This window comes from Streptosporangium sp. OZ121, from assembly GCF_051918885.1.
Taxonomy (GTDB): Bacteria; Actinomycetota; Actinomycetes; order Streptosporangiales; family Streptosporangiaceae; genus Streptosporangium.
In genome coordinates, this window is sequence record NZ_JBPXMC010000022.1 from 62,608 (window position 1) to 76,017 (window position 13,410).

Here is a 13,410-nt window from a genome sequence, read left to right on the forward strand (position 1 = left end):
AGGAGCGGCTGAGATGGACGCGCTCACCGAGACTCCGGACCACCAGGGGGCGTTTCCCCGCCTGGACGAGGCGCAGATCGCCACGCTCGCGGCCCACGGTGTCCGCAGGCCGGTCCGGACGGGTGAGCTCCTGATCAAGGAGGGTGAGGAGCACCCGGAGTTCGTCGTCATCCTCACGGGCAAGGCGGCCGTCGTCGAGGACGAGCGGGTCCTGTGGATCCACGGGCCGGGCCGTTTCCTGGGCGAGCTCGGGGTGATCACCGGCCGGAGGGCGTGCCTGACGTCGGTGGTCTGCGAGGCGGGCGAGGTCCTGGCGGTCCCCGTCGAGCGGCTGAGGAGGATCGTCACCCGCGACCGCGGGATCGGGGACCTGATCCTGCGGGCCTACCTCATCCGCCGCCCGCCGCTCACCGCCGGCGGGACCGGGCTCAGGATCATCGGCTCCCGCTACTCGCCCGGCAGCCGGCGGCTGCGGGAGCTCGCCGCCAGGAACCGGCTGCCGCACCGCTGGATCGACCTGGAGGAGGACGGGGAGGCCGAGGCGCTCGTCCTCAACCTCGGCGTCGCGCCGGACGAGACCCCCGTGGTGATCCTGGGCGGGACCCGGGTCCTGCGCAACCCCTCCGACGCCGAGCTGGCCCGCGCGACCGGACTGCCCGCCCGGCCCGCGCCCGGGGACGTCCACGACCTCGTCATCGTGGGAGCCGGTCCCGCGGGCCTGGCCGCCGCGCTGTACGGGGCGTCGGAGGGGCTGGACACGGTGGTGCTGGACGCGGTCGAGGCCGGCGGGCAGGCGAGCACCTCCCCCCGCGTCGAGAACTACCTCGGCTTTCCCTCGGGCATCTCCGGCGGAGAGCTCGCCGAGCGGGCCGTCATCCAGTCCAGGAGGTCCGGCGCCCGCTTCGGCGTCCCGGCCGAGGCCGTGTCCCTGGGGCGGATGGACGGCCACTACGACGTCGGGCTCGGCGAGGGAGGGCCCGTCAGGGGCCGCACGATCGTCATCGCCACCGGGGCGCGCTACCGCAGGCTCGACGTGCCGCGCCTGGAGTCCTTCGAGGGCAACGGCGTCCACTACGCCGCGACCGTGGCCGAGGCCGGATCGTGCGGCGGCGGCCCGGTGGTGGTCGTGGGAGGGGGGAACTCCGCGGGACAGGCGACGATCCTCCTGGCCGGGTACGCCTCGTCGGTGCGCCTGGTCGTCCGCGGCGGCGACCTGGGAGAGCGCATGTCGCGCTACCTCACCGACCGGATCGGGGACCACCCCCGGGTGGAGGTGACGCTCGGCACCGAGGTGCGGGAGCTCATCGGCGCCCGCACGCTGGAGGCGGTCCTCGTCGAGAACCGCCGCACGGGGGAGCGGACGCTCCTGGAGACGCGCTCCCTGTTCGTCCTCATCGGCGCCGACCCCCGTACGGGCTGGCTCCCCTCCGCCGTCACCCTCGACGACCGGGGCTTCGTCGTCACCGGCTTCGACGGCGGCCTGCCCCTGGAGACGAGCCTGCCCGGGGTCTTCGCGGTGGGCGACGTCAGGAGCCGGTCGGTCAAGCGGGTCGCCTCGGCCGTGGGGGAGGGGGCGACGGTGGTCCGGCTGATCCACGAGCACGTCGCGCGGGAGATGCCCCAGCACACGTCCCGCATGGTCCGCAGCCTCGCCTGACGGGGCCGCTCCCGCCCGGCCGCGCCTCAAGGGCGGGCCTCAGAGCGGGCGCCGGTGGCCGTTCTCCTCCGCCGCGAGCCTGGCCAGCTCGACCCGCGAGCGAATGCCCAGCTTGCGGAAGACCTGCCGCAGGTGGAAGGCGACGGTGTGCTCGCTGATGAACATCTGCTCGGCGGCGTGCCGGTTCGTCAGCCCCTGGGAGACCAGGTCGCAGACGGCCTGCTCGGTGCCGGTCAGGCTGGCCCACCCCGACACGGGGTGGTCGGTCCTGGCCCAGTGGCGGCGTCGCTCGCCCAGCAGCCGCAGCCTTCCCCGTACCCGCGCCGCGTCCCGGGCGGCCTCCACGGCCCCGTAGCAGGCCAGCGCGGTCTTCAGGCTCTCCACGGCCAGGTCCCGGCAGCCGTCGCCCGCGCCGAGCAGCACGCCGAGATCCTCCGCGGCCGAACCCCTGGCCCAGGGGTCGGCGTGCCCGGCCACCGCGCGGCCCAGCGCCTCGCGGTCACCCTCCCGCAGCCCTCGCGCGTGGTCGGCGGACGCCGACGGGCCGGGCAGGGCGGGGTTGCGCCAGGCGATGTCCTCGGCCGCGCCGACCACCGCGTCGGCCCTGCGCAGGTCGTCCACCGCCATCGCCACCCGCACCAGCCACGCCGCGGACGTGGGCTCGCCGGTCAGCACCCCGACGTGCCTGGGCAGCGCGTCGTAGATCCCGCTGAGCGAGCTCATTCCGCCCGCCGCGCCGTCGCGCGCCTCGCTGATCCGCCCGGCCGTCAGTTCCGACCGCAGCCGGGCGCACGGCGGTATGCCGGGTGCCGACCTGACCAGGTCCCTCTTCATGTACCTGATGGCCCCCGGCAGGTCGCCCGACCGCAGCGACGCGGTGCCGAGCACCGACAGGGCCGAGGAGGCCAGGAGCGGGGCGTCCAGGGTCCCGGCGGCGGCCAGGCCGGCCTCCCCGTGCTCGACCGCGCCGCCGAGCCGGCCCGCGGCCAGGGCCAGCCGGGCGCGCAGGACGGGGATCTCGGCGGCCCAGGCGGGCTCGCCCTCGGCGTCGGCCTCCTCGGCGGCGCTCTCCGTCGCCGACTCCGCCTCGTCCAGCAGCCGCAGGTCGATCAGCATCGAGGCCAGCACCGCCCTCGGCTGCCGGTGCCGGCCGCGGGCCGGTCGCCCCACGGCCTCGCGCGCCAGGTCCAGCCCCCGCGAGAGCGCGCCCTCGTCCCAGGCGAGCAGGGCCAGGTCCACGAGCCTCCCCGTCCCGCCGCCGCGAGGCGCGAGGGGCCGGCGGGCCCCGGCGGCGCGCTCGACCTGCTCCCGCAGGGCCCGCCGCACCGGTGACGGCACCTCGTCGACGATCGACCGCCACACCAGCTCGTGCCGGAACGCCAGCTCGTCGCGGGTGGCCACGAGCACCCCGGCCGCCAGCGCCTCCTCCAGCGGGGGAAGCAGCGCGGCCGGGGTCTCGCCGAGCATCTCGGCCACGTACGCCGGTGTGAACGAGCGTCCGAGCACCGCGACGGCCTCCAGCAGGTACCGGGTCCTGGTGCCGAGCTCGTCCAGGCGCCGCCGGACGGCGGTGTGCAGGCGCAGGGGCAGCACCGCCCCGGCGGGGGTGATCCCGGCCAGCCGGGCGACGCCGTCCTCGACCACGATGGCGTCCTCCTCGCGCAGCCCGGTGAGAAGCTCGGCGAGCAGGAGCGGGTTGCCGCCGGCCTGGGCGGCCAGCGCCGCCAGCCCCTCCCCGGGGGCCGCGCCCAGGATGTCGGCGGAGATCTCGGCCACCGCCCCCTCGTCGAGGGGGCACAGCACGATCCGGGTGGCCCCCTCCTCCTCCAGCAGGTCGAACAGCCGTCCCGCCTCGCCGCGTCCCGGGGTGTCGCGGCAGGCCAGCAGCCACGCCACGGGGTAGGAGGCCAGCCGCGAGGGCATCGTCCGCAGGGCCATCACCGTGGCGGGATCGGCCCACTGGAGATCGTCCAGCACCACCAGCAGCGGCCCCGAGGCCAGCCGCCGCTCCAGCGAGGTCCGGACCTGCTCGGCCAGCCACAGCAGCAGCCCCGGCCCGTCGGGGAAGGCGCTCCTGGTCACGGGTATCGAGGCCGTCGGCGACTCCTCGAGCGCGGCCAGCAGCGGTCCCAGCGGGGTCAGCCGTCCCAGCTCGTCGGCCCGCCCGCTCGCCACCGCCGTGCCCCGCGCGGTCGCGACGCTCGCGGCCTCGGCGAGCAGCAGCGACTTTCCCGTCCCCGGTTCGCCCTCGACGAGCATGACGCTCCCGGTCGCGGACGCGACGCCTCCCAGCAGGGCGAGGACCGCCGCCCACTCATCTTTCCGGCCGCGCATAGTCTTGTCTCGGATCTGGGGTCATACGGCGGGCTTCCTGAGCAGTGATTACGCATATGACATCCCCAAGGGACGAATCATCACGCGTCGGGCACTGTCGCGCGCCGGTGGTTTGGGACAGATTTGACCTCGGAGATCCCCGCCGCCGCCCCACCGTCACCCGCCCCGCCGCCACCCCGCCGGAGCCCGGCCGGCGTGCTCTCCTCGCCCGGTCAGCGCTCGATGAGCGTGACCTCCAGGGAGTAGTGCGAGGCGCGGTAGACGTGGGAGCCGTGCTCGACGGCCCTGCCCTGGTCGTCGTAGGTGGTGCGGACCATCGTGAGCAGCGGGGCCCCGCGCCGCTCGCCGAGCAGCCTCGCCTCGGCCGCCGTGGCCGCCCGCGCCCCCATGCGCTGGTTCGCCACGCGCATCCGCACCCCCGCGGCGCGGAGCATCTCGTACAGCCCGCGCTCCTGGAGGCCCTCGGCGGTCAGCGGCGCGAGCCCGGAGGGCAGCCAGTTGTGCAGCAGGGCCAGCGGCTCCCCGGCGGCGTAGCGGATCCGCTCCAGGCGGAGCATCTCGGTGCCGGGCGCGACGCCGAGGACGGCGGCGACCTCCTCCTCCACCGGGGCCGGCCCCAGGACCAGCACCCTGGTGGCCGGCTCCTGGCCGGCCCTGCGCAGGTCGTCGTAGAGGCTGGTCAGCTCGACGGAACGCTTGACCTGGCCGTGCACCACCTGGGTGCCGACGCCCCGCTTGCGCACCAGCAGGCCCTTGTCGACCAGATACCGGATCGCCTGGCGGACGGTCGGACGCGACAGGCCCAGCCGGTCGGCGAGCAGGATCTCGTTGTCGAGCCGCGATCCCGGGGGCAGGTCGCCGCGGCGGATGGCCTCGGAGATCTGCTCGGCCACCTGGAAGTAGAGCGGGACCGGGCTGGACCGGTCGAGATCGATGGCGAGCTGCGCCGTCATTCGCCCTCCCGGTTGACACGCCGCGCCGTCAGGCTAGCGGACATCAGAATGTCTTGACAAAAACCGGCCAGGGCTCGTCGAGGTGCCCGGCGGACGCGTACGGGGCCGGTGTCCTCGTACAGGATGGGAGGCGGTTCGCGCACCGGGTTCGCGTCGCCGGGTGCGCCTCATCGGGCTCGTACCACCGGGCTCGTACCACCGGGCTCGCGTCACCGGATTCACGCGCCGGATTCGCGTCAATGGAGGAAGCATGGATCAGAGCACCGCAGCAGATCTCTCCGCCGTCGCGGTCGAGGCCGCCCGCGCGGTGGGCGACCGGCTCCGCGAGGCGTTCAGGTCGCGTCCCGCGGTCGAGACCAAGAGCGACTTCCACGATCCGGTGACCGAGCACGACCACGCCGCGGAGGCGACCATCCGGGAGGTCATCGAGAGGCGCGTCCCGGGAAGCACGATCATCGGCGAGGAGGGCGGCAGCATGGGCTCCGGCGAGATCCGCTGGTACGTCGACCCGATCGACGGGACCGCGAACTTCGCCGCCGGGCTGCCGTTCTTCTGCGTGTCGATCGCCGCCGCCGTCGGGGACGAGGTGGTCGCCGGGGTGGTGTACGACCCGGTGCGCGACGACGAGTTCCGGGCCGACCTGGGCGGGGCCTGGTGCAACGGCGCGCCGCTGCGCAGCTCCGGTGCCGCGAGCGACCGGGAGGGGATGCTGCTGACCAGCTATCCCACCCCCTGGGAGCTGGCCGAGGTCGGGGAGGAGGCGCTGCGCAGGTTCGGCAGGATGGTGGAGGCGTTCGCCTCCACGCGCCGTCCCGGCAGCACCGCGCTCAAGCTGGCGCACGTCGCGGGAGGGTGGGCGGACGTCGCCTACGGCAGTAGGGTCAGTCCGTGGGACATGGCGGCGGGGTCGCTGCTGATCCGCCAGGCGGGTGGCGTCTTCATCCCGCTGGACGGATCGGTCTTCGAGCCCGGCGGCTACCTCGCCCATGTCGGAGGCTTCGACCTGGCGGGGTCGGTCATGAGCGATCTGCTCCTCCGCGGCCGCCCGGCCTGAGCGCCGGTGGGCGGGCGGGGGCACGGACGTGCCGGCGCGGGAGACTCCCGCGCGGGCGGGTTCCGCGTGTCGGCCACCACATTACCTATTGATCCTGTAGGAAATACAGGTAAAATGATTGTCTCGCCGTACGAAGGAGCCGCCATGAGCCTGGAGCCGGAGGCCGAGAGCCCGCTGGCCGCCGCGGTCGGGGCCGCGCGCTGGATCCGTTCGGCGGCGGTGGACGACGAGCGGGGGCGCCACTGGCGGGCCAACCCCGACCCCCGGGGCCGGGCCGCCATGCCCGACCACCCCCTGTCGCTGTACTCGGGGGCGGCAGGGATCATCCTGTTCTTCCTGGAACTCGCCGCGGCCACCGGCGACGACGGCTATCTGGACGACGCCAGGGCCGGCGCCCGCTACCTCGCCGCCACCTGGCGGGAGCAGGCGGACCTCTCCCTCCACCACGGCCTGGCCGGAGTGATGTTCGCCCTGGCCGAGGCCGGATGGGCCACCGGCGAGGGGGCCTTCGAGGTCGAGGCCGGCGCCGTCGCCGACCGCATCGTGCGCAGCGCCCGCCCCATCGACGGCGGCCTGGGCTGGACCGGTGACCCCGCGCAGCGAGGCGACGGCGGGATCATCCTCGGCCTGCTGCACGCCGCGGGCATCCTGGGGGTGCCCGCCTACCAGGAGGCCGCCGTCGAGGCCGGCGCCCGCATCGCCACGCTCGTCGTCCCCGGCCACCGCTTCGGCGAGGGCGCCTGCGCGGACCTGCCGCTGGACGCGGTCACCCCGGGCTTCCTGTCCGGCACCGCCGGGACCGCCTTCCTGCTGGCCCGCCTGTACGGCGTGACCGGCGAGAGCGACTTCCTCGGCGCCTCCCGCAGGGGGGCCGACTTCGTCCGCGCGGTCAGCACCGTGACCGAGCGGTGCGCGCTGGTGCCGCACCACATCCCGCAGGGCCGCGACCTGCACTACCTGGGCTTCTGCTCCGGCTCGGCCGGGGTCGCCCGGATGTTCTACGAGCTGCACCGGGTGTCGGGCGACGCCGGAGACCTCGACTGGGCCGAGCGGCTGGCCAGGGGGATCGTCCGCAGCGGCGCCCCCGCCGGCCAGAGCGGCGGATCCTGGAACTCGGCCTGCCAGTGCTGCGGCACCGCCGGTCTGGTGGAACTGTTCGTCGGGCTCTGGGCGGCGACCGGCCATCGCCGGCACCTGGAGTTCGCCCGCACGCTGGGAGAGAACCTGACCGGCCGGGCCACCGGCCACGACGGCAGGGGCACCCGCTGGTACCAGGCCTACCGGCGGCTGCGCCCCTGGGAGGTCACCGCCGACACCGGCTACATGGTCGGCGCGGCGGGGATCGGGGCCGCCCTCCTGCACCTGGACGCCACCGCCCGCCCGCAGGAGGCCCGGCGGCTCGTCCTGCCCCCGGACAACCCGTTCCCGGCCATCCCGCTGCCGAGCGCGACGCTCCGCCGGTCCTGACGGTCGTGAAAGGCACGTCCCCGCACCCTGTACGGTCGGGCATCGAGGCCTCCACCGGGCCCGGCGCCACGGGCACGTCTCCCGGCGCCGCCCCGGCACTCCGGACCGTGTCATCCCCCGGTACGCCCGATCGTGCCGATCCGGCCGTGGAGGGGCGGCGGCCGCCGGCGCCCCTCGCGCCGGAGGAACGAAGGACGATGTGCCCTTTGGCCGTCAAGGGGTGACAAAGCTCGTGATGATGATTGGTGATTCTCCGTGAGTGCTACCCAAGGCTTGCCTAATCTCGGTGTCGTGACAATCGAGGATTTCCTTCCCGACCCCGCCCGTTCCACCGTCGCGATCGAACCGGCGCAGCCGGGTGCCGGCCACTGGGCCGGTGCCCCGAGCGCCGTGGCGAGCGACGGCCTGATCTACCTCGCCTACCGGCTGCGCCGCCCCGTCGGCGAGGGCCGAGGCTACGCCGTCGCCGTCGCCCGCTCCACCGACGGCGAGCGGTTCGAGATCCTGCTCACGATCGGCAGGGAGGAGATGGACACCGAGTCGCTGGAGCGGCCCACCCTGATCCGCACGCCCGAGGGGCGCTGGAGGCTCTACCTCAGCTGCGCCACCTACGACACCAAGCACTGGCGGGTCGAGGTGCTGGAGGCCGACGACCCGTCCGGCTTCCGGGCCTCGCAGCGGCGGGTCGTGCTGCCCGGCGACCCGAAGACCGGCGTCAAGGACCCGGTGATCGTGCTGCGGGACGACGTGTGGCACCTGTGGGCCTCCTGCCACCCGCTGGACGAGGCCGACGAGGCCGACCAGATGGTGACCGACTACGCCACCAGCGCCGACGGCCTGGAGTGGACCTGGCAGGGCACCGCGCTCAGTGGCCGTCCCGGCACCTGGGACGCCCGGGGCGCACGGGTGGCGGCGGTCCGCTTCCTCGGCGACAGGGTGGTGGCCTTCTACGACGGCAGGGCCACCGCGTCGGAGAACTACGAGGAGAAGACCGGTGTCGCGGCCGGCACCGACCCGGCGGAGCTGACCCCGCTCGGCACCGAGCCCGTCGCGGCCTCGCCGTACGCGGGCGGCGGCCTGCGTTACCTGGACATCGTGGACCTGCCGGGCGGCGGGCGGCGGCTCTACTACGAGTACACCCGCGCGGACGGGGCGCACGAGCTCCGCACCGAACTGCGCTGATCACGGCACGGCCGCCCCGGCGCCGGTCACGGCACGGCCGCTCCCGGACCGGCCCGTCCGCGCCCGGGGCCGGCCCGCCGGTCCCGGGAGATCGTCCGGTGACGCCCGGGATCGCCCGCTAGGCCTGGGGGCGGCCGTTGCGCGCCTGGCGCTGGCCGTTGGGGCGGACGCCCACCAGCCCGCCGGAGCGCTCGCGGGGACGAAGCCAGTCGCTGAAGTCCTCCCCGGTCACCCGCTGCAGCAGTGCCACGTCCTCGGTGAAGTAGGAGATCAGCTTCTCCCGCTGGTCCCAGGTCAGCGGCTGGCGGGAGCGGGCCCGCTCCTGCAGCCTGCGCTCCAGCGGGTCGGTCAGCGCCACGCTCATCCTCGCCGGCAGGAACCGCCCCACGGACGATCCCACGCGCAGCGCCCGCGACAGCACCCGGTGCCCGCGGGTCGGCTCCGGGTGGGCGGTCACGTTCTCCCGGGGGACCTCGGTGACCACGCCGGTCTCCACCCCGAGGAAACGGAAGATCCGGTCGAGGGTTTCTGCGGGGCGGTCGACCAGGTCGCGGTAGCGGTAGACGAGCACCTGCTCGCGAGGGAAGATAGTGAACAGGTGTTCGAGCTGTTCACCGTACCTGCCGAGCCCGCGATAGTGCCAGAACGGGGCCCAGCCCGCCCTGATCCGCCGCTCCTCCTCGGCGCAGGCCCGCACCATGTCGCCGATCGGTTCCAGCCCGGCCGACCACAGGTGCGTCCAGTTGGAGTGGGCGCGCTCCACCGGGTCGCGCAGCACCACGATGAGCCTGGCGTCGGGGATGGCGGCCCTGATGCGCCGCTGCGCCGCCAGGTCGTAGAGATAGAACGGGGTCGACTCGCCGGTGAGCGTTCCCGGTGGCGCCGCGTCGAACAGGGCCTCGTAGTCCTCGCGTCTCCAGACGTGTTCGCGGTAGGTCTGCGCGTCGCCCGGTCCTCCCCTGGTCGGCGGAGGGCCGTCGCTGAGGAAGAACTTCGGTTCCTTCACCGGGGACATGAACAATCCCGGGTGCCTGGCCAGCGCGGCGTGCAGGGCGGTGGTCCCGGACTTGGGGGCACCGATCGTGAGGAAATTCGGCAGGGGCATCGTTATTACCCTTAATCCCTACTGTGATTATTGGTAAATATAGCTCCTTCTCCGGCGAAGGCAAGTGCCCGGCCGTGCGATCGCCGTGGTCCGAAGTGCTTCCCCGTCGCGGGGATTCCAGTCGTCGGCGCCTATCTCCAGGTCGTGGATGCGAAGGGTGCTGTCCCGTTCGGGGAACGCTGAGTTCTTTTCCGCTATTTCATCGCTGGGAAAGAGTTTTGTCGCGTTATGAATAAACAGGATACTCGTGCCGTATTTCAGATTCGAGCCTCCCGCGTACCTTCGCCCTCGCTCTCCCGCGCCCGGTGCGGTGTGCCGGCACGGCCTCCCGCCCGTGCCGCCGTCAGGCGGCCTCCCGCGGTGCCGTGACATACCGCTACATGCCATGACGTGCCCTTACCGTGCCGCGCCGTGCCGGGGTGGGCGGCGCGGACGCGCCGTCGGGCCGCGCGGCGGGCCGTGCCGGCACGCCGCGCCGACGAGCGGCGAAAGCCCCGGCCGCGGCGGCCGCGAATGTCATGGTGCGAAGGGGAACCCCGGTGCATGCGCGCCGTCGCCGCGATTTCATAAGTCCTAATGTCACGACAAATCATTGACATGTAGGTAATGCGTTGGTTACAAACCAGGGGCGAGGGAGATCCGGCGAGGCGACGCGCGGAGGTACCGATGAAGTGGACGACAGGGCTGGTCGCGGTGGCCGTGCTGGGCATCTCCGCCCTGACCGGCTGTTCGGCGGGGCAGGCCGGGGGGCAGCCCTCCGGAGAGACGTCGGGCGCGGCGAGCGGCCCCGCCCCGGCGGCCGGCGGCGGCACCTTCGCCGTCGTCACCCACGCGAGCGCCGGGGACGCCTTCTGGGACGTGGTCAAGAACGGCGCCGAGGCGGCCGGGAAACGCTACGGCGTCACCGTGACCTACCAGGGCGACGGCGACCCGGCCAGGCAGTCCCAGCTCATCGACCAGGCCGTCAGCCAGAAGGTCGACGGCCTGGTGGTCTCCATGGCCAACCCGGACGCCCTGAAGGAGTCCGTCGGCAAGGCCGTGACCGCCGGGATCCCGGTGGTCACCATCAACTCCGGCGGCGACGTCTCCCGCGAGTTCGGCGCGATCACCCACGTCGGCCAGTCGGAGGACGTGGCGGGCCGGGGCGCGGGGGAGAAGCTCAAGGCCGAGGGGGTCACCAAGCTGCTCTGCGTGATCCACGAGGCCGGGAACGTCGGGCTCGACCAGCGCTGCAACGGCGCGACCCAGGGACTGGGCGGCACCGTCGAGCGGCTCCAGGTGGACGTGGGCAACCTCGCCGACGCCACCTCCAAGATCAAGGCGAGGCTCCAGTCGGACACCTCCCTCAACGGCGTCCTCACCCTGAACCCCGCGGTGGCCGTCGCCGCCCGCGACGCCATCGCCGACGGCGGCTCGAAGGCGAAGCTCGGCACCTTCGACCTGTCGGCCGACGTGGTCGCCGCCATCGAGGACGGCGAGATCCTGTTCGCGGTCGACCAGCAGCAGTACCTGCAGGGCTGGCTGCCGATCACGTTCCTGACCCTTCACAAGGAGAACCTCAACACCGTCGGTGGAGGGCTCCCGGTCAACACCGGTCCCGGCTTCGTCACCAGGGACAACGCCGCGAAGGTGGCCGAACTGGCCGAGAGCGGCACCCGGTGACGGTGGCGGACGAGCGGCTGGCCGGGACCGGGGTCGCCCGCAGGCTGCTGATCAGGCCGGAACTCGGCGCGGTCGTCGGCGCCCTCGTGGTCTTCGCGTTCTTCGCGGGGCAGTCGGAGGTCTTCCGCTCGGTCGAGGGCATGGCCAACTGGCTGGACCCGGCCTCCACCCTCGGGATCATGGCGGTGGCGATCGCGCTGCTGATGATCGGCGGCGAGTTCGACCTGTCGGCCGGCGTGCTCACCGGCACCGTCGGCCTGGTCACGGTGATCCTCGCCACCCGCTACGACCTGCCGGTGTGGGCGGCGATGCTCGCCGCCCTGGCCGTGGCGCTGCTCGTCGGCTTCCTCAACGGCCTGGTCGTGGTCCGCACCGGGCTGCCCAGCTTCATCGTCACCCTCGCCACCTTCCTGATGCTCCAGGGCGTCAACCTGGGCGTCACCAAGGCCCTCACCGGGACCGTGCAGGTCGGCGGCCTGCGCCGGGCCGAGGGATACGAGGAGGTGAGGGCGGTGCTCGCCGGGACGATCCCGGTCGGCGGGACCGATTTCCGGGTGGCGATCCTGTGGTGGCTGGCCGTCACCGCCCTGGCCACCTGGGTGCTCACCAGGACCAGGGCCGGAAACTGGATCTTCGCGGTGGGCGGTGACGAGCGGGCCGCCCGCGCGGTCGGGGTTCCCGCGGAACGGACGAAGATCGCGCTCTTCATGACCACCGCCGCGGCCGCCTGGCTGGTCGGCTCGATCATGGCGCTGCGCTTCACCTCGGTGCAGGCGGGCTCCGGCGTCGGCCAGGAATTCGTCTACATCATCGCGGCGGTCATCGGGGGTTGCCTGCTGACCGGCGGCTACGGCTCCGCGATCGGCGCCGCCGTCGGCGCGGTGATCTTCGGCATGGCGGACAAGGGCATCGTCTTCGCCGGCTGGGACGCCGACTGGTTCACGTTCTTCCTCGGCGCCATGCTGCTGCTGGCCACGCTCGCCAACCGGTTCGTCCGCCGGTACGCGGAGGAGGTGAAGCGGTGACGGGAGACGAGACCGTGACGGACCCTGAGGCGGTGGCGGGCCGCGGGAGCGGAACGGATCGTGAGGCGGTGGCGGATCGTGTGGCGGCGACGGGAGACGAGACCGTGACGGAGGACGGAACGGACACCCCGCCCCTGCTGGAGGTCCGCGACGTGGGCAAGACGTTCGGCGGCGTGATCGCGCTGCGAGACGTCTCCATGCGGGTGCGCGCCGGGGAGGTGAGCTGCGTCCTCGGCGACAACGGCGCGGGCAAGTCCACGCTGATCAAGATCCTCTCCGGCGTGCACGCCCCCGACTCCGGCTCGTACCTGGTGGACGGCGCCCCCGCCGCCTTCGCCAGCCCCCGTGACGCGCTCGACAAGGGCATCGCCACCGTCTACCAGGACCTGGCGATGATTCCGCTGATGTCGGTCTGGCGGAACTTCTTCCTCGGCTCCGAGCCCGTGCTCGGCCGGGGGCCGCTGCGCCGCTTCGACGTGGCGGGGGCGAAGCGGACGGTCCGGGAGGAGCTGCGTTCCATGGGCATCGACATCCGCGACGTCGACCAGCCCGTCGGCACCCTGTCCGGTGGCGAGCGCCAGTCCGTGGCCATCGCCCGCGCGGTCCACTTCGGCGCCCGCGTCCTCATCCTGGACGAGCCCACCTCCGCCCTGGGCGTCAAGCAGGCCGGCGTCGTGCTGCGCTACATCGCCCAGGCGCGCGACCGGGGCCTGGGCGTCGTCTTCATCACCCACAACCCGCACCACGCCCACCCGATCGGCGACCGCTTCCTGCTGCTGAACCGGGGGGCGAGCCTCGGCGAGTACGCCAAGGCGGACATCACCCCCGAGGAGCTCACCTCCCTGATGGCGGGGGGCGCCGAGCTGGAGCAGCTCGCCCACGAGCTGAGCCGGGGCGGCCCTCCGGCCGGGCCGGCGGCACCGCCACCCCGGTGAACCGCGCCACCACACCCGTGAACCGTGGCGAGCCGG

At 73.6% G+C, this 13,410-nt stretch carries 10 protein-coding genes; 7 read left to right on the top strand and 3 right to left on the bottom strand.

The annotated features are described in order from the left end of the window. Nucleotides 1-13: 13 nt before the first annotated feature. Nucleotides 14-1,657, top strand: a complete 1,644-nt coding sequence (locus tag ACTOQ1_RS30745; protein WP_440071454.1) for an FAD-dependent oxidoreductase — start codon at nucleotides 14-16, stop codon at nucleotides 1,655-1,657. A 39-nt stretch (nucleotides 1,658-1,696) separates the two neighbouring features. On the opposite strand, the gene ACTOQ1_RS30750 is transcribed toward ACTOQ1_RS30745, so the two are convergent. Both ACTOQ1_RS30750 and ACTOQ1_RS30755 read right to left on the bottom strand, forming a co-directional pair. Further along, nucleotides 1,697-3,991 carry an AAA family ATPase gene (locus ACTOQ1_RS30750; protein WP_440071455.1) on the bottom strand — a complete coding sequence of 765 codons (2,295 nt, stop codon included), beginning with the start codon at nucleotides 3,989-3,991 and terminating at the stop codon, nucleotides 1,697-1,699. Nucleotides 3,992-4,203: 212 nt separating this feature from the next. Then, a complete protein-coding gene (locus ACTOQ1_RS30755) occupies nucleotides 4,204-4,944 on the bottom strand; it encodes a GntR family transcriptional regulator (RefSeq protein WP_440071456.1) in 741 nt (246 codons plus the stop codon). Nucleotides 4,945-5,194: 250 nt separating this feature from the next. Here ACTOQ1_RS30755 and ACTOQ1_RS30760 point away from each other — a divergent pair, with 250 nt between their 5' ends. The 3 genes from ACTOQ1_RS30760 to ACTOQ1_RS30770 all read left to right on the top strand — a co-directional run bounded on the left by ACTOQ1_RS30760 (nucleotide 5,195) and on the right by ACTOQ1_RS30770 (nucleotide 8,647). Continuing rightward, nucleotides 5,195-5,998, top strand: coding sequence for an inositol monophosphatase family protein (locus ACTOQ1_RS30760; RefSeq protein ID WP_440071457.1), 804 nt, complete (start codon nucleotides 5,195-5,197; stop codon nucleotides 5,996-5,998). A 144-nt stretch (nucleotides 5,999-6,142) separates the two neighbouring features. Next, nucleotides 6,143-7,465 (top strand): lanthionine synthetase LanC family protein, encoded by a 1,323-nt coding sequence (locus ACTOQ1_RS30765; RefSeq protein ID WP_440071458.1) that lies wholly within the window; start codon nucleotides 6,143-6,145, stop codon nucleotides 7,463-7,465. 291 nt (nucleotides 7,466-7,756) lie between these two features. Beyond that, nucleotides 7,757-8,647 (top strand): hypothetical protein, encoded by an 891-nt coding sequence (locus ACTOQ1_RS30770; protein WP_440071459.1) that lies wholly within the window; start codon nucleotides 7,757-7,759, stop codon nucleotides 8,645-8,647. A 118-nt stretch (nucleotides 8,648-8,765) separates the two neighbouring features. On the opposite strand, the gene ACTOQ1_RS30775 is transcribed toward ACTOQ1_RS30770, so the two are convergent. Further along, entirely contained in the window at nucleotides 8,766-9,752 is a 987-nt protein-coding gene (locus ACTOQ1_RS30775; RefSeq protein ID WP_440071461.1) for a sulfotransferase family protein, read from the bottom strand. Between the two features lie 666 nt (nucleotides 9,753-10,418). Between ACTOQ1_RS30775 and ACTOQ1_RS30780 the strand changes: the two genes are divergently transcribed. The 3 genes from ACTOQ1_RS30780 to ACTOQ1_RS30790 all read left to right on the top strand — a co-directional run bounded on the left by ACTOQ1_RS30780 (nucleotide 10,419) and on the right by ACTOQ1_RS30790 (nucleotide 13,374). Further along, nucleotides 10,419-11,414, top strand: coding sequence for a sugar ABC transporter substrate-binding protein (locus ACTOQ1_RS30780; RefSeq protein WP_440071462.1), 996 nt, complete (start codon nucleotides 10,419-10,421; stop codon nucleotides 11,412-11,414). Beyond that, nucleotides 11,411-12,439 (top strand): ABC transporter permease, encoded by a 1,029-nt coding sequence (locus ACTOQ1_RS30785; RefSeq protein ID WP_440071463.1) that lies wholly within the window; start codon nucleotides 11,411-11,413, stop codon nucleotides 12,437-12,439. Before ACTOQ1_RS30780 ends, ACTOQ1_RS30785 begins: the two co-directional genes overlap by 4 nt. A gap of 80 nt (nucleotides 12,440-12,519) precedes the next feature. Then, nucleotides 12,520-13,374, top strand: coding sequence for an ATP-binding cassette domain-containing protein (locus ACTOQ1_RS30790; protein WP_440071537.1), 855 nt, complete (start codon nucleotides 12,520-12,522; stop codon nucleotides 13,372-13,374). The last annotated feature ends 36 nt before the right edge of the window (nucleotides 13,375-13,410 follow it).

What these genes read in the sequence shown, in the direction of transcription:
- ACTOQ1_RS30755 (WP_440071456.1), bottom strand. Translation starts at nt 4,944, where the DNA reads ATGACGGCGCAGCTCGCCATCGATCTCGACCGGTCCAGCCCGGTCCCG.
- ACTOQ1_RS30775 (WP_440071461.1), bottom strand. Translation starts at nt 9,752, where the DNA reads ATGCCCCTGCCGAATTTCCTCACGATCGGTGCCCCCAAGTCCGGGACC.
- ACTOQ1_RS30780 (WP_440071462.1), top strand. Translation starts at nt 10,419, where the DNA reads ATGAAGTGGACGACAGGGCTGGTCGCGGTGGCCGTGCTGGGCATCTCC.
- ACTOQ1_RS30765 (WP_440071458.1), top strand. Translation starts at nt 6,143, where the DNA reads ATGAGCCTGGAGCCGGAGGCCGAGAGCCCGCTGGCCGCCGCGGTCGGG.
- ACTOQ1_RS30750 (WP_440071455.1), bottom strand. Translation starts at nt 3,991, where the DNA reads ATGCGCGGCCGGAAAGATGAGTGGGCGGCGGTCCTCGCCCTGCTGGGA.
- ACTOQ1_RS30745 (WP_440071454.1), top strand. Translation starts at nt 14, where the DNA reads ATGGACGCGCTCACCGAGACTCCGGACCACCAGGGGGCGTTTCCCCGC.
- ACTOQ1_RS30760 (WP_440071457.1), top strand. Translation starts at nt 5,195, where the DNA reads ATGGATCAGAGCACCGCAGCAGATCTCTCCGCCGTCGCGGTCGAGGCC.